At 61.6% G+C, this 18,713-nt stretch carries 19 protein-coding genes; 9 read left to right on the top strand and 10 right to left on the bottom strand.

Features of this window, described 5'->3' with window-relative positions; genetic code table 11:
* Positions 1-50 precede the first annotated feature (50 nt).
* The 3 genes from KHO30_RS29005 to KHO30_RS28995 are packed head-to-tail and all read right to left on the bottom strand — an operon-like array spanning position 51 to position 3,035.
* On the bottom strand, positions 51-797 hold the full coding sequence (locus KHO30_RS29005; RefSeq protein WP_211703042.1) for a phosphoadenylyl-sulfate reductase: 747 nt from the start codon (positions 795-797) through the stop codon (positions 51-53).
* Positions 794-1,333 carry a DUF934 domain-containing protein gene (locus KHO30_RS29000; RefSeq protein WP_200650713.1) on the bottom strand — a complete coding sequence of 180 codons (540 nt, stop codon included), beginning with the start codon at positions 1,331-1,333 and terminating at the stop codon, positions 794-796. The genes KHO30_RS29005 and KHO30_RS29000 overlap by 4 nt, the downstream gene beginning before the upstream one ends.
* A gap of 22 nt (positions 1,334-1,355) precedes the next feature.
* Entirely contained in the window at positions 1,356-3,035 is a 1,680-nt protein-coding gene (locus KHO30_RS28995; protein ID WP_211703041.1) for a nitrite/sulfite reductase, read from the bottom strand.
* A gap of 220 nt (positions 3,036-3,255) precedes the next feature.
* On the opposite strand from KHO30_RS28995, the gene KHO30_RS28990 reads away from it, so the two are divergent.
* The 3 genes from KHO30_RS28990 to KHO30_RS28980 all read left to right on the top strand — a co-directional run bounded on the left by KHO30_RS28990 (position 3,256) and on the right by KHO30_RS28980 (position 5,794).
* The gene (locus tag KHO30_RS28990; RefSeq protein WP_007175965.1) at positions 3,256-4,197 is read left to right on the top strand and encodes a CysB family HTH-type transcriptional regulator; all 942 of its coding nucleotides are present in this window, start codon (positions 3,256-3,258) and stop codon (positions 4,195-4,197) included.
* Between the two features lie 32 nt (positions 4,198-4,229).
* On the top strand, positions 4,230-5,390 hold the full coding sequence (locus KHO30_RS28985) for an ABC transporter substrate-binding protein (protein WP_200574772.1): 1,161 nt from the start codon (positions 4,230-4,232) through the stop codon (positions 5,388-5,390).
* Positions 5,391-5,533: 143 nt separating this feature from the next.
* Entirely contained in the window at positions 5,534-5,794 is a 261-nt protein-coding gene (locus tag KHO30_RS28980) for a hypothetical protein (RefSeq protein WP_012432018.1), read from the top strand.
* 66 nt (positions 5,795-5,860) lie between these two features.
* Here the strand turns inward: KHO30_RS28980 and KHO30_RS28975 are convergent, their stop codons facing one another.
* From KHO30_RS28975 to KHO30_RS28950, 6 genes are all read right to left on the bottom strand, one after another.
* The gene (locus KHO30_RS28975) at positions 5,861-7,012 is read right to left on the bottom strand and encodes a Gfo/Idh/MocA family protein (protein WP_211703040.1); all 1,152 of its coding nucleotides are present in this window, start codon (positions 7,010-7,012) and stop codon (positions 5,861-5,863) included.
* 62 nt (positions 7,013-7,074) lie between these two features.
* Positions 7,075-8,124 carry a sugar phosphate isomerase/epimerase family protein gene (locus KHO30_RS28970; RefSeq protein WP_211703039.1) on the bottom strand — a complete coding sequence of 350 codons (1,050 nt, stop codon included), beginning with the start codon at positions 8,122-8,124 and terminating at the stop codon, positions 7,075-7,077.
* Positions 8,125-8,203: 79 nt separating this feature from the next.
* Positions 8,204-9,166 carry a substrate-binding domain-containing protein gene (locus KHO30_RS28965; RefSeq protein WP_211703038.1) on the bottom strand — a complete coding sequence of 321 codons (963 nt, stop codon included), beginning with the start codon at positions 9,164-9,166 and terminating at the stop codon, positions 8,204-8,206.
* A gap of 83 nt (positions 9,167-9,249) precedes the next feature.
* Complete coding sequence (locus tag KHO30_RS28960) at positions 9,250-10,263, bottom strand: ABC transporter permease (RefSeq protein WP_093636277.1); 1,014 nt, start codon at positions 10,261-10,263, stop codon at positions 9,250-9,252.
* The gene (locus KHO30_RS28955) at positions 10,244-11,731 is read right to left on the bottom strand and encodes a sugar ABC transporter ATP-binding protein (protein ID WP_211703037.1); all 1,488 of its coding nucleotides are present in this window, start codon (positions 11,729-11,731) and stop codon (positions 10,244-10,246) included. Before KHO30_RS28955 ends, KHO30_RS28960 begins: the two co-directional genes overlap by 20 nt.
* A 3-nt stretch (positions 11,732-11,734) precedes the next feature.
* Complete coding sequence (locus KHO30_RS28950; RefSeq protein WP_200618777.1) at positions 11,735-12,820, bottom strand: LacI family DNA-binding transcriptional regulator; 1,086 nt, start codon at positions 12,818-12,820, stop codon at positions 11,735-11,737.
* Between the two features lie 337 nt (positions 12,821-13,157).
* Here KHO30_RS28950 and KHO30_RS28945 point away from each other — a divergent pair, with 337 nt between their 5' ends.
* The 5 genes from KHO30_RS28945 to KHO30_RS28925 all read left to right on the top strand — a co-directional run bounded on the left by KHO30_RS28945 (position 13,158) and on the right by KHO30_RS28925 (position 17,075).
* Positions 13,158-13,811: a protein-L-isoaspartate O-methyltransferase family protein gene (locus tag KHO30_RS28945; RefSeq protein WP_093636283.1), complete on the top strand. Its 654-nt coding sequence runs from the start codon at positions 13,158-13,160 to the stop codon at positions 13,809-13,811.
* A gap of 68 nt (positions 13,812-13,879) precedes the next feature.
* On the top strand, positions 13,880-14,203 hold the full coding sequence (locus KHO30_RS28940; protein ID WP_054042884.1) for a rhodanese-like domain-containing protein: 324 nt from the start codon (positions 13,880-13,882) through the stop codon (positions 14,201-14,203).
* A gap of 402 nt (positions 14,204-14,605) precedes the next feature.
* Positions 14,606-15,088, top strand: coding sequence for a DUF2844 domain-containing protein (locus tag KHO30_RS28935; RefSeq protein WP_211703036.1), 483 nt, complete (start codon positions 14,606-14,608; stop codon positions 15,086-15,088).
* Between the two features lie 24 nt (positions 15,089-15,112).
* Complete coding sequence (locus KHO30_RS28930) at positions 15,113-16,435, top strand: DUF3443 domain-containing protein (protein ID WP_211703035.1); 1,323 nt, start codon at positions 15,113-15,115, stop codon at positions 16,433-16,435.
* A 187-nt stretch (positions 16,436-16,622) separates the two neighbouring features.
* A complete protein-coding gene (locus tag KHO30_RS28925) occupies positions 16,623-17,075 on the top strand; it encodes a DUF2844 domain-containing protein (protein WP_211703034.1) in 453 nt (150 codons plus the stop codon).
* A 136-nt stretch (positions 17,076-17,211) separates the two neighbouring features.
* On the opposite strand, the gene KHO30_RS39350 is transcribed toward KHO30_RS28925, so the two are convergent.
* Positions 17,212-17,493 (bottom strand): hypothetical protein, encoded by a 282-nt coding sequence (locus KHO30_RS39350; RefSeq protein WP_244864155.1) that lies wholly within the window; start codon positions 17,491-17,493, stop codon positions 17,212-17,214.
* A gap of 14 nt (positions 17,494-17,507) precedes the next feature.
* Here KHO30_RS39350 and KHO30_RS28920 point away from each other — a divergent pair, with 14 nt between their 5' ends.
* Positions 17,508-18,626 carry a DUF3443 domain-containing protein gene (locus KHO30_RS28920; protein WP_280531452.1) on the top strand — a complete coding sequence of 373 codons (1,119 nt, stop codon included), beginning with the start codon at positions 17,508-17,510 and terminating at the stop codon, positions 18,624-18,626.
* Positions 18,627-18,713 lie beyond the last annotated feature (87 nt).

Raw genomic sequence — 18,713 nt, 5'->3', positions numbered from 1 at the left:
GTATGTGAGGCGTTCAGGTCGGAAACCAAGGCCTGAACCACCTGAATGCTTTATGCCGAAGCGTTTTCGCTGCTGATGACAGTGATCGGCGTAATCGTCGTGATGTGCAGGCCGCACTCCTTCGTATCGCGCGATTCCCACCACCAGCGCCCTGCCCGGCTGTCTTCACCAGGACGGATCGCGCGGGTACAAGGCTCGCAGCCGATGCTCGGATAACCGCGCGCATGCAGCGGATTGACCGGCACGTCCAATGCTTTCAGATAGTCCCACACTTCGGCTTCGGTCCAGTCCGTCAGCGGATTGAACTTGGCGATATTGCGAGCGGCGTCGTGTTCTTCCTCGTGCAGTTCAGCACGCGTCACCGACTGCTCGCGGCGCTGACCCGTCACCCATGCGCTGACATCCGACAGCGCGCGGTTCAACGGCTCGACTTTGCGAATCTCGCAGCAACGCTTGCGCAGATCGACGCTTTCATAAAACGCGTTCAGACCATGCGAGCCGACATACTCTTCAACCGCGGCAGCCTGCGGGTGAAACTGCTCGATATCGTAACCGTAGCGCTCTTTCACGCGATCGAGCATGCCCAGCGTTTCCGCGTGCAGACGGCCTGTGTTCAGCGAGAAAATGCCGATCTTCACACCACGCGACAGAATCGCATGCGTGAGCAGCATGTCTTCCGCTGCGAGGCTGCTGGCGAGCTTCACGTTCGTGTGACGCGCGGCGATCGAATCGAGCAGCGCATCAAGGCGCTCGACCTTCGCAGCGAGTTCCGGCGTGAGCAATTGTGCGCCGCTCATGCCGAGGCCTTCGCCAGTTCGCCCGCTTCGCGGCGACGGAACAGCGGCGACGAGTTCACCGCGCCCTGATAGTTGAAGCTGAATTCGTCGAACGCCTTGAGCGCGTCGTCGAAGTCTTTGTCTTCGCGCAGTGCATAGGCGTCGAAGCCGCAGCGGAACATGAACGCCAGCTGATCGCGCAGCACATCGCCGATCGCGCGCAGTTCGCCCTTGTAGCCATAACGCTCGCGCAACAGGCGGCCAATGCTATAGCCGCGGCCATCGCGGAACACCGGGAAATCCACGCCGATCAGCGCGATCGTGTCGAAGTCGCCGACGATATCCGCCGGTTCGCTATCCGGCGCAAGCCACACGCCAATTTCAGCGGTGCTGCGCGAAGCGATCAGCGCGTCGCGCGAAGCTTGCCACAGCGCGAGCGGCACCAGCACCTTGCCGGCCGGCAAAGCGTCGACTGCGGGCAGCGTGCCGTCTTCAGCGGCGCGCACCACCGTCCAGTCATCGTTGACGATCGCGCGATTCTTGATAATAGAAGCCATCTGTTCAGTATCCTTTTCGCGGTTACGCGTGAGCCGGTTGACGCGAGGCGTACACACGTTCCTTGAACGGGGCCATGCCGATGCGGTTGTACGTTTCGATGAAGCGTTCGCCTTCGTGGCGATTCTCCACGAACGTGTCGATCACTTTGCTCATCACGTCCGGCATTTCTTCCGCCGAGAACGACGGGCCGATCACGCGGCCGAGATGCGCACCAGTTGCACCCGTGCCCTGCTCGCCGCCGAGCGTCACCTGATACCACTCCGAGCCGTCCTTATCGACGCCCAGAATGCCGATGTTGCCGACGTGGTGGTGACCGCAAGCATTGATACAACCCGAGATGTTCAGCGACACGTCGCCGAGGTCGTACACGTAGTCGAGATCGTTGAAACGCTCCTGAATCGCCAGCGCGATCGGAATCGACTTCGCATTCGCGAGCGAGCAGAAATCGCCGCCCGGGCACGCGATGATGTCGGTCAGCAAGCCGATGTTCGGCGTCGCGAAACCTTGCGCCTTGGCCTTTTCCCACAGCGCGAACAGGTCACGCTTCTTGACGTTCGCGAGAATCAGGTTCTGTTCGTGCGACACGCGGATTTCGCCGAGCGAGTACTCGTCGGCCCAATCGGCGACCGCTTCCATCTGCGCGTCGGTTGCATCGCCCGGGGCGATCGTGGTCGGCTTCAACGACAGCGTGACGGACGAATAGCCCGACACTTTGTGAGGACGCACGTTACGTTCGACCCAACGGGCAAACGCACGGTTTTCCAGCAGATGGTTCTCGAACGAAGCATCCGTATCCGGCAGCTTTTCATACACCGGCGGCTGGAAGTATTGCGACACGCGGTCGACTTCAGCTTGCGTCAGCGTCGAAGGACCGTCCTTCAGGTGTTGCCATTCTTCTTCGACCTGCGCCGAGAATTTCTCCGGGCTCAGCGCCTTCACGAGAATCTTGATGCGCGCCTTGTAGATGTTGTCGCGGCGGCCGTAGCGGTTGTACACGCGCAGCACGGCTTCGCAGTACGTCAGCAGGTGTTGCCACGGCAGATCCTTGCGGATGATCGCGCCGATGATCGGCGTACGGCCCATGCCGCCGCCGGCCAGAATGTCGGCCACCAGTTCGCCCTGCTCGTTCGTCTTCAGGTACACGCCCATGTCGTGAATCTGCACGGCGGCGCGGTCTTCCTTCGAACCCGACACGGCGATCTTGAACTTACGCGGCAGCCACGCGAATTCCGGGTGGAACGTCGACCATTGGCGCAGGATTTCTGCCCAGGGGCGCGGATCCACCACTTCGTCCGGCGCTACGCCGGCGAATTGGTCAGCCGTGATGTTACGGATACAGTTGCCCGAGGTCTGGATGCCGTGCATCTGCACAGCCGCAAGCTTGCGCAGGATTTCCGGCGTCTCTTCGAGCTGGATCCAGTTGTACTGGATGTTCGAGCGCGTCGAAAAGTGACCGTAGCCGCGGTCGTGCTCGCGCGCGATCTGGGCCAGCACGCGCATCTGGTCGCTGCGCAGGTTGCCGTACGGAATCGCGATGCGGTGCATGTACGCATGGCGCTGCATGTACAGGCCGTTCTGCAGGCGCAGCGGACGGAACTCCTCTTCGCTCAATTCGCCCGACAAGCGGCGGCGAACCTGATCGGCGTATTGCGCGACCCGCTCATCGACGATGGTCTGGTCGTACTGATCGTATTGGTACATTCGGGGACCCCAATTTTTTTGCGTGACACACGACGTTCCGGTTACGTCGCGCCCTGGATATCTCTATTTGTCAGTCCAGCCGAGTCAGGGTTTAGACCCATCTCTCATTTGCTTATGACAAATACAGATATCCATATTGAAAAAGATGGACAGATCGTAATAAACTCGCCTTATATTTCAAACGACTAAAAAATTCTTTTGATATGCGGAGAGGTTATATATGAACCTGCATCAATTCCGCTTCGTCCGCGAGGCTGTGCGGCAGAATTTCAACCTGACCGAAGCGGCCAAAGCACTGTTTACAAGCCAGCCGGGCGTCTCCAAGGCGATCATCGAGCTGGAAGACGAGCTGGGCGTCGAAATCTTCACACGACACGGCAAGCGCGTGCGCTCGCTGACCGAGCCGGGGCGCATCATTCTTCAGTCGGTTGAGAAGATTCTGCAGGAAGTGGAGAGCCTCAAGCGAGTCGGTAAAGATTACGCGGCCCAGGATCAGGGCAACCTGGTGATCGCCGCCACCCACACCCAGGCGCGCTACTCACTTCCGGCCGCGATCGCCGAATTCAAGAAGCGCTTCCCGAAAGTTCACCTTTCAATTCTGCAAGGCAGCCCGACCCAAGTGGCCGAAATGGTCATCCACGACCAGGCCGACCTCTGCATCGCCACCGAAGCGATCGCTAACTATAAGGAGCTGGTTTCGCTGCCCTGCTTCCAGTGGCACCACGTCGCCGTGATGCAACCGGATCATCCGCTGCTCGACCGCAAACTTTTGTCGCTGGATGATCTGACCCAATATCCGCTGATTACGTACGACAACGCGTTCGCCGGCCGCACCAAGATCAACGAGGCGTTCCGCCTGCGCGGGCTGCATCCGGACATCGTGCTGGAGGCGATCGACGCCGACGTGATCAAGACCTATGTGGAACTGGGTCTGGGCGTCGGCATCATGGCGGATATCGCGTTCAACGCCGAGCGCGACCGCCATTTGCGCGCCATGCCGGTCGGCCACCTGTTCGGCAGCAATGTGACGCGGGTCGCGCTGAAACAGGGCGCCTATCTGCGCAGCTATGTGTATACGCTCGTCGAACTGCTGTCGCCGAGCATGAACCGCAAGCTGATCGAACAGGCGCTCAAAGGCGAACACGAAACCTACGAACTTTGAACTGACTACGCTTCCTGCTACGGAGACCCTTGATGATGTCGCATAAGAACAAACTTCGCGGCCTCGCCGCTCTCGGCGCGCTCTTGCTCGCTACCGCAGCACAGGCCGACATCAAGGTCGGCATCGATCTGTCGAGCACCGGCCCCGCGGCCGTGATCGGCATCACGAGCAAGAACGCGATGCTGATGTGGCCGGCCACGATCGCCGGCCAGAAAGCGGACTACATCTTCCTCGACGACGCTTCCGACCCGGGCGCGGCGGTGCGCAACATCCGCAAGCTGATCAATGAGGACCACGTCGACGTGATCGTCGGCCCGAATATCACGCCGGCGGCAATGGCCGCGCTCGATCCGGTCGCCGAAAGCCAGACGCCGATGATCACGCTGATCGGCTCGGCAAGCGTGGTCGAGCCCCAGGAAGGCAAGAAGGTGTGGGCCTACAAGATGGCGCAGACCGACAGCGCGATGGCCGACGTAATGACGCGCTACATGTCGAACCACAACGTGAAGACGGTAGGCTTCATCGGTTTCGCGGACGGTTACGGCGAGAGCTGGCTCAACGAGTTCAGCAAGTTCGCGGCCTTGCGGCATATTCAGCTGGTAGCCACCGAGCGCTATAACCGGACGGATGCCAGCGTCACCGGCCAGATCCTCAAGCTGATGGCCGCCAAGCCCGACGCGATCCTGATCGCCGGCGCCGGCACGCCGACCGTGCTACCGCAGCGCACGCTGATCGAACGCGGCTTCAAAGGCCCGATCTATCAGACGCACGGCATCGCCACGCCCGAGTTCATCAAGCTGGGCGGCAAGGACGTGGAAGGCACGCTATTCCCAACGCAGCCGGTCGTGGTGGCGCGCACGTTGCCGGCCGATCATCCGGCGAAGAAGGCGGCGCTTGCGTTCACCAACGAATACGAGGCGAAGTACGGCCCGGGCAGCGTGACCCAATTTGCGGGCGATGCGGCGGGTGTGTACCCGCGTTTGCAGGATGCAGTTGCGCGTGCGTTGAAGACGGCGCAGCCGGGCACGCCGGCTTTCCGCACCGCATTGCGTGACGAACTGGAGCATGCGCATGAACTGGTCGTGCCGAACGGTGTGGTCAATACGAGCCCGAAGGACCACGTTGGTCTGGATCAGCGCGCGAGCGTGATGGGCATCATCAAGAACGGCAAGTTCGTTTATTTGAGCCAGTGAGGGTTGCGGCGCAAGTTCGGACGCAAAGTGGACACCGTGAAGGATCACGCCATCAGGGATAAGACCGCGCAATGATGCAACTTCGCACGCCCCGCGCGAAGTTGCTACAGTGGAAGTCTTTCCCCGACCAGCCGTCCCACATCATGCGCACCACCCGAGCCATCCACGCCGTCGAGCGGCTAAAAACCCGCAGCGGCAACCCGCAGTTCGCGGCGATCAGCCTGTCCGGCGGCCTGTTTTATCTGGTCGACAAATCGAGCGGTACCGATAAGAAAGTCTCCGATCCGCTGACGCTCGACGATTTCGTCAAATTCGTCGATGGTTTCGGACCGCCGAAGCCGCGCAAAGCGAGCAAGCTCGATATTGCTTTTGAAGAGCAGATCAAGAAGAGCAAGGGCGGTTGAGGCCGAGGGGCACGCGACGCCAACACCGGGCTATTAGCGGCGGCGGAGGTAGCTCGGCTACTACGCTCAACCATTCGCAATCTCTTGCCACTGACCGTCTGCCGCGCTGCTTGCCAACACGGCGTCGATAAAACGTAGGCCCGCCAGACCGTCATCCACCGTCGTGAGCAACAGGCTTTCAGGGGGCAACGGTTGACCTGCATTCAATGCTTCGATCTGTAACGCCGCATCCTTGTACAACTGCGCGAACGCCTCCAGATAGCCCTCAGGGTGCCCCTGAGGCACACGCGTCGCATGCGCCGCGATCGCACTTTTCACCCGTCCGCGTGTCAGTCGCTCAGCCGACCCACCGAGCGGCGTGAACCACAATTCGTTCGGATTCTCCTGATCGAAGGCGAGATTCGCTTTCGTCCCATACACCCGCAGACGCAGCGCATTCTCCGCGCCGCTTGCCACCTGACTCGCCCACAGCATGCCGCGCGCACCGTTCGAATAGCGCAGCATCGCCTGCACGTGGTCGTCGATACGGCGTCCCGGCACGAAGGTATGCAACTCGGCGGATAGCGACGACGGCGTCATCCCCGTGATGAAGGCAGCGAGGTGATAGGCATGCGTGCCGATATCGCCGAGGCAGCCGGCAGGTCCCGCTAAAGAAGGATCCGTGCGCCAGCCTGCCTGCTTGTTCGTACCGCTCGCTTCTATCGGTTCAGCCAGCCAGTCCTGCGCGTATTCGACTTGCACCACGCGTATTTCACCGAGCTCGCCTTGTTCGACGAGCTCGCGAGCATGGCGCACCATCGGATAACCGGAATACGTATGCGTCAGCGCGAACAGTTTGTTCTTCTCGCGCGCGAGCTTCGCGAGCGCCTCGCCTTCCGCCAACGAAATCGCCAGCGGTTTGTCGCACACCACATGAATGCCCGCTTCGAGAAAAGCCGTCGCCACCGGCGCATGCAGATGATTCGGTGTGACGATCGCGACCGCGTCGATACCGTCGTCGCGCGCGGCTTCGGCGCGCGCCATCTCGCGCCAGTCTGCATAGCTGCGCGCGATGCCGGCCTCAGCGGCGCTCGCCTGTGCGCGCTGCGGATCGGACGACAACGCGCCCGCTACCAGTTCGAACCGGTCGTCGAGCCGCGCCGCGATTCGATGCACCGCGCCGATAAATGCGCCCTGGCCGCCACCGACCATGCCGAGCCTGAGTCTTCTTTGTGCCATCGCACTCACTCCTTTGCGATCTGCTTCATCCACTTCACGGTTAGCTCGCAGCCAACTCGTTGTCAAATGCCTAGCACGCGTTTTAGCTGCGCTGCATCCACGCCACTGCCCGCGAAATCATCGAATGCATGATCAGCCACGCGAATGATGTGGCGGCGAATGAACTCCGCACCTTCACGCGCTCCATCCTGCGGATGCTTCAGCGCGCACTCCCATTCCAGCACCGCCCAGCCGGGAAAATCGTATTGCGCCATCTTCGAGAAGATCGCGCCGAAATCGATCTGTCCGTCACCGAGCGATCGGAAACGCCCCACGCGTTCGACCCAGCCGCTATAGCCGCCATACACACCTTGCTTGCCATTCGGACGAAACTCCGCGTCCTTCACATGGAACGCCTTGATGCGCTCGTGATAGATGTCGATAAACGCAAGGTAGTCGAGTTGCTGCAAAACGAAATGGCTCGGGTCATAAAGGATGTTCGCGCGCGGGTGTTGCTTCACGGCGTCCAGAAAGCGCTCGAAGGTCACGCCGTCATGCAGGTCCTCTCCCGGATGCAGTTCGTAGCACACGTTCACGCCCGCTTCGTCGAACGCATCGAGAATCGGCGTCCAACGGCGCGCGAGTTCCTCAAACGCGGCCTCTATTAAACCTGCAGGACGCTGCGGCCACGGGTAAAGATAAGGCCACGCCAGCGCGCCGGAAAACGACACGTGCGTATCGAGACCCAAACGCTGCGAAGCCTTCGCTGCGAGCTTCATCTGCTCGACAGCCCATTGCGTACGCGCGGCAGGATCGCCGCGCACATGCTGTGCAGCAAAGCCGTCGAACAAGACGTCATAGGCCGGATGCACGGCTACCAGTTGCCCTTGCAGATGCGTCGACAGTTCAGTGATCGTCACGCCCGCGACTTCCGCGACCTCGCGCAACTCGTCGCAATACGTCTGGCTCGCTGCCGCCTGCTCGAGATCAATCAGACGGGTATCACACGGCACCTGAATCCCCTTGAAGCCGAGACTCGCGGCCCAGCCGGCCAGATGCGCGAAGTTGTCGAACGGCACCTCGTCGCCCATGAATTGAGCGAGAAAGATCGCCGGCCCTTTGATGGTTTTCATCGTACGGTTCCTCGAACTGTGACGCGCCTGTCACGCCTCTACGACAGAGACATGGCAAGCGCGCGCCGGATGCCCAGGATCAGAACGGCGAGTCAGGAAAATAGAACTGCTGCGCGTTTTCTTTCGTGATCAGCACCGACGGAATGATCGTGGTCGGTGGCAGTTTTTCGCCCTTCAGACGCGCTTCTGCGGTGAGCTTGATCGCGTCGTAGATGAATTTCGGCGAGTACGATACGTCTGCCTTGATCATCGGCGCGCCGTCCATCACGTTCTTCACCATGCCCTTCGAACCCGCGCCGCCGAACACGATCTTGATGTCGGTGCGCTTGGCCTGCTCAATCGCCTTGATGACGCCCACGGCCATGTCGTCGTCGGCGGCCCAGACCGCGTCGATGTGTTTGAAGCGCGTGAGGTAATCCTGCATCACCTTGAAGGCGTCGTCGCGATTCCAGTTCGCATACTTACCGTCGAGAATCTTGATGTTCGGATACGCCTTCAGTACGCCCGTAAACGCGGTCCAGCGTTCGTTGTCGAGCGTCGTCGGAATGCCGCGCAGCGCGACGATGTCGCCCTTGCCGTCGAGCGCTTTCGCCAGATACTCGGCGGGAATCTTGCCGAACGCGGTATTGTCACCCGCAACGTACGCATCCTGTGCGCTGGTATCCGTCAGGCCGCGATCCACTACTGTCACGTACACGCCCTTCTTCTTCACCTGAGCCACCGGCTGCGTGAGCGAGGCCGATTCGAACGGGAAAATCACCAATGCGTTGATCTTGTTCACCGTCACCAGATCCTGCAGCTGGTTCGCCTGTTCGGGCGCGCCGGCCGCGGTCTTCACGATCACCTTAAGATCAGGGTGCGCTTTCTCCAGATCGGTTTTCGCCTTGTTCGCCCACCAGACGATGCCGCCCGTAAAGCCGTGGTCGGCAGTCGGAATCGCGACGCCCAGCGTGACCTTTTCATCGGCACGCGCAACGCCTGCCGTACCTAGTATTCCCAACGCCAGCATGCCGGCGCCGACCGTTCGAATGACCTGCTTCATGGTTGTGTCTCCTATTGTGAGGCGTTCATGCGCCCCGATTCTCGAACTTGCCGCTGTATTCCTTGAAGCTCAACGCCCACCACCTACCGCCGTCCGCGCTGCACAAACGCGACGAAGATAATCACGACGCCCTGCACCGCCGCGTTCAGATACACGCTGATGATGCTGGTCAGATTCAGAATATTGGCGATCACCGAAAGCAGGATCGCGCCGATCACCGTGCCGACCACGCGCCCTTCGCCGCCCTTCAGCGCAGTGCCGCCCACCACCACTGACGCAATCGCCTCGAGTTCCCACAGCAAACCCGTGGTCGGCGTGGCCGAACCGAGCCGCGGCACATACAGCACCGTCGCGACGCCGACGCAAATACCGAGCAGCACGTACGTCACGATCTTCACGGTATCGACGCGAATCGCCGCGTAGCGCGCAACCTGTTCGTTCGAGCCGATCGCCTGCACGTGGCGGCCAAACGCCGTGCGATTGAGAATCAACGCGCCGCCCGCCGCAACGACGAGGAACACCCAGATCGGAACGGGCACGCCAAAGAAGCTCGCGTAATAAACCGGTCCGTATAGATCGGACAGCGAGTTATCCAATGTCAGCGCGCCGCCGTCCGCGAGCCACGTCAGCACCGCACGAAAAATGCCCAACGTACCCAACGTAACGATGAACGGCTCGATGCGCCCTTTGGTAATCAGCAGCCCATGCGCGCAGCCGAACAACCCGCCGAGCACCAGCGCGAACACAATGCCGAGCGTGAGAATCAGCAAGGGCGCAAACGTATGACCGCCGACACCCGCAGCGAGTCCGTTCATCAGCCAGATCATGCTGCCCGCGATCAACGCCGCCATCGACCCGACCGACAGATCGATGCCGCCCGAAATGATCACGAAGGTCATGCCGACCGCGATGATGCCGATGAACGAGGTGCGCGTGAGCACGTTCATCATGTTGTCGAGCGTCGCGAAATCGCGATTGAGCAGCGTGCCGACGATGCACAGCAGGATCAGTCCAACGAGCGGCCCGAGCGCATACAGACGATGCGCGAAGCGCAACGCGCGGCCGGATTGGACGGCTTCAGTGGGTGCCGGTCGCATGGGCGATCAACTCCTCTTCGGTCAGGTGTTCGAGCGTGAGCGTGGTTTGCAGGCGTCCCGCGCGCATCACGGCTACGCGATGGCACAAACCAATCAGCTCGATCAGTTCGGATGAAATGACGATCACCGCGCGGCCCTGCGCAGCGAGACGATGGATCAGGAAATAGATGTCGCGTTTCGCGCCGACATCGACGCCGCGAGTCGGCTCGTCGAGCACGATCACGTTCGGATCAGGTTGCAGGAACTTGGCGAGCGCGAGCTTCTGCTGATTACCGCCAGAGAGCATGCGTGCGCGGCTCGACAGATCGCCTGTGCGAATGCCGAAGTCGTGCACGGCCTGAGTCAAAGCCGCACGCCCCGCTTTCATATCGAGCAGGGGATGCGCGTAGCGTTCGAGCGTCATCAGCGTGACGTTGTCCTGCAGGCTCAAGTTCACATGCAGGCCTTTGCCTTTACGGTCTTCACTCAGATACGTAATGCCGTGGCGCATGGCGTCGCGCGGGCTCTTCAGATCGGCGCGGCGGCCGGCGATTTCGATGCGACCCGCCGTGCGTTTGCGCAGGCCGATGAGCGCTTCGAAGGCCTCGGTACGGCCTGCGCCGACGAGGCCCGCAAAACCCAGCACTTCACCAGCGCGCACGTCGAAGCTCAGGTCTTCGACCCAGTCCGGTACAGCAAGGCCTTCTACCTTTAACGCGATCGGCGCGTCGGCAGGCACGGTGATCTTGTCGGGGAACATATCGGACACGTCGCGCCCGACCATCAGATTCGCCATCTGCTGCCGCGCAAGTCCCGCCGTTTCACTGCGTGCGACGAAGCGGCCATCGCGCATCACGATCACTTCGTCGGTGATGCGTTCGACTTCGTCGAGCTTGTGCGAGATGTAGACAATGGTCACACCATCGGCTTTCAGCTTCGCCATCAGCGTGAAGAGGCGCTCGGTTTCGGACGGCGTGAGCGTGGCAGTCGGTTCGTCCATGATGAGCAAACGCGCGCGCCGCGACAGCGCTTTTGCGATCTCCACCATCTGCTTTTCCGCGACGATCAACTCGCGCACCTTCGTATCCGGCGCCTTCTCGAGACCGACCTGTGCCAGAAAACGTGCCGCCTCGGCGCGCATCGCAGCATCGTCGACGAACCAGCCGCGCTTTTTCTCATGACCGAGATACATGTTCTGCGCGATCGTCAGATGCTCGGCGAGATTGAACTCCTGGTGAATCAGCACGATGCCGGCCGCTTCCGCGTCGCGCGAACCGATGAACTGCTGCGCGTGGCCGTCTACCAGCAAGGTGCCCGAGGTCGCCGTTTCGTAGCCGGCGAGGATTTTCATTAGCGTCGACTTGCCTGCGCCGTTCTCGCCGAGCAAACCGTAGATACGCCCGGGCGCCAGGTCAAAGCTCACCCCGTGCAGCACGCGCACTGGCCCGAAGTCTTTGCGGATATCGTCGAAGCGGATGGCGAGGCTCATGGCTTACGCGCTCCTGCGAATTACGAGCCGATGCGGCAGCAGCACGCCCGGCACGTTCGCCAACGGATTCGCGAGCCGTTGCAGCAGGAGGCGCGCGGCGGTTTCGCCGAGTTCGCGCATCGGTTGGGCGATGGTGGTCAGCGGCGGATCGACTTGCGCGGCGAGCGAGATGTCGTCAAAGCCGACCACCGCGACGTCGTCCGGCACACGCTTGCCGACGCTGCGCAAACCGTGGATCACACCGATCGCCAGCGTGTCGGAGACGGCGAAGATCGCGCTCGGCGCGTGAGGCTGCTGCACCAGCAAGGCCGCTGCCGATGCGCCTGCTTCGTAGTCGAGGCTGTTCAGGTTCATGCGCCAACGCTCGTCCGGCGTGATGCCCGCTTCGGTCAACGCATCCAGATAGCCTTGCTGACGCTGCCGCGCGTACAGATAGTCGACATCCGAATTGATGAGGCCGATGCGCTGGTGGCCGCGCGCGAGCAGATGCCGCACCGCGTCGCCCGCTGCCTTGTAGTTGTCGATGCCGACATACGGCACGCCCATCTCCGGATCGAACTCGCAGCACGCGACCCACGGCAGCGCGCTGGATGCCTCGCCGAGCGCCTGCTGGATGGTGGCGGGATCGAGGCAGATCGCGCCGTCCGCGCGGCGGCGGCGCAGCAGATCGAAGTAGCTGCGCTCGCGTCCCGGATCGGCGCCCGTGTCGCACAGCAGCATGAAATAGCCGTGCTGGCGCGCGACGCTGTCGATGCCGCGCACGATCTCCGCGTAGAAGGGGTTGCCGACGTCGGGCACCATCGTCAGCAGCAGGCGGCTTTCGGCGGTGCGCAGGTTGCGCGCGAGTTCGTTGACGCGATAGCCGCTGGCGTCGACGGCCGCCAAGACCTTGTCGCGCGTGGCGGGCCGCACGTTCTCGTGTCCGTTCAGCACGCGCGACACCGTCGCCACCGAGACCCCCGCCTGCTCCGCCACCTGAGCAATCGAAAGGCCCTCAGCCGGATGCTGCGGCTGAGCCTCAGGCTGCGGGCGCGCTTTCGACGACGGCGACGAAGTCGCTCGGGCCGCTTTGGACACCGACTTGGACAAGGGAATCAGCCTCGAAAATGTAATCGATTACATTTTTGCGCGATGGAGGCAGGAATCGCAAGGACGGATCGCTAGGGATTAACACGGGGTCGAGCAGGCATGGCGAGAGCGGTCCGAGGCGCGACACGGCGGCGCACTGCCCGCGACGGCGTGGATTCGCGCCGCCATTTGGTACAATCCCGCAGTTACCCTGCCGTGGCCTGCCATACGAGAGGCTATACCCCGGAGGCTGTACCCCGGAGGCTGTACCCCGGCGTTACACCCGGAGTCGCCCCCCGAGGCCGCCGGCCAGTGGCAAAGAATCGCAAACTCGCCAAACCACACTGCCGAATCCACCATGAACATCGAGCAAGCGCGTTTCAACATGATCGAACAGCAGATCCGCCCCTGGGAAGTGCTCGACCAGGACGTGCTGAATCTGCTCTCGATCGTCAAGCGTGAAAACTTCGTCCCCACCGCCTACCGCGATCTGGCCTTCGTCGACTTCGAAGTGCCGCTCCCGGCCGGCCAGCACATGCTGGCGCCGCGCGTAGAAGCGCGCGTGCTGCAGGAACTGGCGGTGAAGAAACACGAAAGCGTGCTCGAAATCGGCGCCGGCTCGGGTTACATGGCCGCCCTGCTCGCGCACCGCGCGCAGCACGTGCTGACGGTCGACATCGAACCGGAACTGGCTGAACTGGCGAAGAACAACCTCATCGCCAACGGCGTGCTGAACGCCGAAGTCGTCACGGGCGACGCCTCGCGCGGCTGGGCCAACGCCGCACCGTACGACGTGATCTGCGTCTCCGGCGGCCTGCCGGTGCTGCCGCAGGAAATCCTCGAACACCTGAAGATCGGTGGCCGCCTGGCGGCGTTCGTCGGCACCGCGCCGGTCATGAAGGCGCAGATCATCACGCGTATCGACGAGAAGCAGTACCGCATTGCCGACGTGTTCGAAACTTATGTCGAACCGCTGATCAACGCCGTGCAGCCGCCGCGCTTCAAGTTTTAAATCGCACGTTTCGCACGTTTTTCCGGACGGCCGGCACGCCGCCGTCCTCTGAACTGGATGTCCTGCTGATGCAAAATCTGACCGCTCCCGCACTCGCTGAATGGCTCGCCGATCAATCGCGCCCTGCACCCGTGCTGCTCGACGTGCGCGAACCGTGGGAAATCCAGACGGCGTCGATCGCCGGCGCCGTGTCGATCCCGATGCGTGAGATTCCCGCGCGCAGCGAAGAGCTCGACGACGACGTGCAAATCGTCTGCGTGTGCCATCACGGCGCGCGCAGCGCCCAGGTCGCGATGTTCCTCGAATCGCGCGGCCATACCAACGTCTTCAATCTGCAAGGCGGGATCGACGCGTGGTCGCGTCAGGTCGATCCGACCGTTCCCACTTATTAAGCGCGCTGCTGTCGCCGGTCGATGATGGTTCGTTGACTGCGCTTCCACAAGTGCCGGCCGTGCCGCATCCGGGTGTTGCGGTTAAAGGTGCTGCCGGGAAGCTCGGAAGACGGGCTATGCCGAATGCGGCGGCTCCTCAGTAAGCCGCGCTTATTTTTTTCCTTCTCCGATTGACCCTCTGCCTGCGCGCGACATTTCATTCGTTGCGCGTGCTGTCTGCTGCTTGTCGCTGCGTGCCGACGCATGTGACTCTTCGCACATCCTCAGGGCGCTGATCGCTTTCGACCTCCCTGACACCACCCGTTCATTGCGCTCCTTCCGGTCTGCGCCGCAGTATTTTCCTAAAGTTTCCTGAGCTCAACCCGGGCACCATGCTCCGACCATTTTTGGAGGAGCAAGGTGATGAAGGTTTTGAAGATCGCGATGCTGACGGCAACGCTGTTGCCGCCAGCATCGTATGCGGTTTTAGGCGGCGCGCCGAGCTCCAGTTCATCCTTGCCGGTGATGCTGCGTGCCACGCCGCAGTCTACCGACGCTGCAAGCACGGGCACCGGCGCAGCCAACACAACCGCCACTGCTCCCTACTCCGTGCGCGAGTCGCGCGACGCCGACGGCGTCACGATCCGCGAATACGTGCTGCCCAGCAATGTCGTGTTCGCGGTCACCTGGGAAGGGCCGATACGGCCGGATATGAAGGCGCTGCTCGGCAGCTATTTCCCCAACTACGTGAACGCCGGTGAAAGCCGTGTGCGCGGACCCGGCCCCATGGTCGAAGGCAATGACGACTTTCGCGTCGAGTCCGCCGGCCGCCTCGGCCACTTCTTCGGCGTCGCCTATCTCCCCCGCCTGAAACCCGCCGGCGTCCGCCCGGGCGATCTGAAATAAGACGGCCAACGAGTTACTGAGAATATGAAAACCATTCGCAAAACGTTCTGGGCGGCCATGACGGCCGCCAGCGTTCTACTTGCGGCTTGCGGCGGTGGAAGCAGTGGGAGCAGCGGTGACGGCAGCTCCATCGGCTGGAACGCCACGCCTGACTGGATCACCCCGCCTAACGGCTCCGGCGGCACCAGCGGCTCGGGTAACGCCGGCTATACGAGCAACATCAAAACCGACAAGAACAATACGGTAACCGTCCGCGTCGACAACTCGATGGGCAGCATCAACATGCTGTACGCGTCGATCCAGGTGTGCGCGCCCGGCACGCAGGGCAAGGGGCCGTGCGTAACCGTCGACCGCATGCTGGTCGACACGGGGTCGACCGGAGTACGCATTGCGGCGAGCGCGCTGCAGTCGCTCAATTCACAGTTGCTCACGCAAGTCGGTGCTCCCGACGACAATACCGGCGCCTTCCCGATCGCTGAATGCATGACGTTTGCCTCCGGCTTCACATGGGGCTCGGTCAAGCGCGCTGACATCACGATCGGCAACCGGACGGCGAGCAACATCCCGATCCAGGTGACCGGCGACGGCGCTTTTAGCACGCCAGCTGACTGCGCTGCACGCGGTGGGGCGGACCTCAGCACCGCCAGAAGTCTCGGCGCCAACGGTATCCTGGGAATTGGACACGGCGTTCAAGACTCAAAGGACGCGCTGCAGAAGGCGGTACCTGGACTCTACTACTACTGCCCATCGGCGAATTCCTGCGTCAGTACACGCATGACTGTTGCCAAGGAGGTGATGAACCCGGTTGCGGCATTCGATGCCGACTACAACGGCACGGTCATCCGCTTGCCGGCGATTGCAGCGGGCGGCCAGGCGGGTGTCTCAGGTCAGTTGATATTTGGCGTCGGCACCCAATCGAACAATACGCCGCCGGCCAATGCCAACATCTTTGCGCTCGACGAGTACGCCACTATGACGACCCAGTATCACGGCACCGTGCTTAACTGGAGCGCCATCGATAGCGGCACGAATGCGTACGTGTTTCCCGACGACACGATTCCCACGACTTCCGAGTGGGAGTGGTACACGCCGTCGAGCCCGCTCAACCTGACGGCAACAATGGAGCCCACCGACGGTTCCAGTCCGCCGGTTAGCGTGACCTTCCCGATCGACAACGCCCTGAATCTGATGGCAAGCGGTAACGCTGCGTACAACAACGTCGGTGCGTACTCCACGCACAACCGCATGTTCCTCTGGGGCTTGCCGTTCTTCTATGGCCGCAGCGTATATACGGTCATCGGAAACGCCAAGATCGGCAAACTGACTGGACCGTTCGTCGCGTTCTGACGATTGCGTCGTGTCTTGTTTGGGAGGCAGCGTTGCGAGACGTCTGCCTCCCGCTTTCCTACCTCCTGCCGCCGCGCGGAAGTAGCCGAATCGCATCGGTGTTTCCTACTTATCGTTAGGACGTTTCAGAGCCTCTCATTAATCGCCCGCAGGCAACATGCTCCGACCTGATTTTTGGAGCAATGTGATGAGATTTGTAAAGATCGTGCTGGCCGTGTCGGCTCTTTTGCCGCTCGCGTCGCATGCGGCGTTGGGTGGGGCACCGGGTGCGGGTTCGGCCCCGAAGTCCTTGCTCCAATCGGCAGCGCCCACTTCCCCTTCTGCTGCAACCACGGCCTATACCGTGCGCGAGTCACGTGACACCGACGGCGTCAGGATTCGCGAATACGTGCTGCCTACCAATGTCGTATTTGCCGTCTCGTGGCAAGGGCCGGTGCGCCCCGACATGGTTGCGCTACTCGGTAGCTATTTTCCGAACGCTGTCGCCGCCGGTGCGGGCCGCGCGCGCGGCACCGGTCCGTTGATCGAACGCAATGGCGATTTTCAGATCGAGTCGGCGGGCAGGGCAGGAAACTTCTTCGGCAAGGCCGTTCTGCCGCGCCTCCTCCCCGCGAATGTTCGTGTTGACGATCTGCAGTGACACGGCACATCGATTTCACGGAACACAAGAAACATGACAACCCTCAATAAGAAACTTTGCTTCGCGTTGCTAACGGCTAGCTTGGCTCTATCAGCATGCGGCGGTGGCGGTGGCGACGAAGGCAATTCGGACGCGACTAAAGACAACGATAAGCCGGCGACGCCGGCGCCGAGTCCTGCGCCTTCGCCGAGTCCGAGTCCGAGTCCGAGTCCGAGTCCGAGTCCGACTCCCACTCCGACTCCGACTCCGACTCCGACTCCGACACCAACTCCAACTCCAACTCCAACTCCAACTCCGACTCCGACACCGACACCGACTCCGACACCGACGCCAACCCCGACGCCAACCCCGACGCCAACCCCGACACCAACCCCGACACCAACTCCGACACCAACTCCGACACCAACTCCGACACCAACGCCGGTCGCCGACATAAACACCGTCCCGATCACGATCGAACGGTGGGCGGGAAATTTCGCCAACCAGCCGTACGTGACCGTTACTATCTGCGTCCCTGGTATGCAGGGTGCCAACCAATGCGCGACGATCGACCACATGTTGATCGACACTGGATCAACCGGAGTGCGTGTCCTGGCAAGCGCGTTGGGCTCAGCGCTCGCGGGCCGCTTGCCGGCGCAGACCGGAGCAACCGACGACCCAACGAGCGGCGCGCCTATAGCCCAATGTGCACCATTTGCGTCGGGCTACACGTGGGGCCCTATCAAGCGTGCCGACGTGACGATCGGCGGTAAAGCGGCTGGCAATCTGCCGATCCAGGTCATCAGCGACGGCTCGTATGCCGTCCCATCGGATTGCGCGTCGAGAGGCCTCGGGAATATCGGCGCGGCGGCCGATCTCGGCGCCAATGGGGTGCTTGGTATCAGATCCATGGTCCGCGACTTTCCGCGCGCGGCTCAATATGTTCTATCGGCAACCTACTACTATTGTACGTCCACGGGCTCGTGTACTAACACGCGAGTACCGCTCGACACGCAGGTTATGAACCCAGTCGCCAATTTCACTTCGGACAACAACGGCACGATCATCCGTCTGCCTGCGTTGCCCGCAGATGGTCAGGCGAGAGTCACCGGCGAATTGGTATTCGGCGTCGGCACACAGCAGAACAACGCGTTGCCATCGAAGGCAAACATCGTGTCGCTTGATCAGAACGGCTACTTTACGACCACGTATAAGGGCGTCTCGTATAGCAGCACGATTGACAGTGGCAGTAATACAACCTATCTCTGGGATACAGCGATTCCCTATTGGGGCACCGACAGAACGGGCTATATGTATACGCCTTCGACTACGCTCAGCCTATCGGCAATCCTAACAGGCGTTGTCAAAGGCGCAACACCAGTCACGGTGCCATTCTCGGTAGCGAATGGATGGGCCCTGACGGCGAATCAGAATGCGGCCTACGACAACCTCGCCACTCCATACTCTGGATTGTTCCTCTGGGGGTTGCCGTTCTTCTTCGGCCGTGACGTATACACGGTACTGGACGGCGCCCGTGCCGGATCTCAGATGGGGCCGTTCGCCGCCTTCTGATTTCCGAAACCGTGTACGTGTGACACATGAGGCCGGCGCCGTGAGGCGCCGGCCTCTTTTCTTGCTACCACTCCCGCCGAATCCACA

Source organism: Paraburkholderia aspalathi (assembly GCF_905220735.1).
Lineage (GTDB): Bacteria > Pseudomonadota > Gammaproteobacteria > Burkholderiales > Burkholderiaceae > Paraburkholderia > Paraburkholderia aspalathi.
This window is presented reverse-complemented; position numbering and strand designations above follow the sequence as displayed.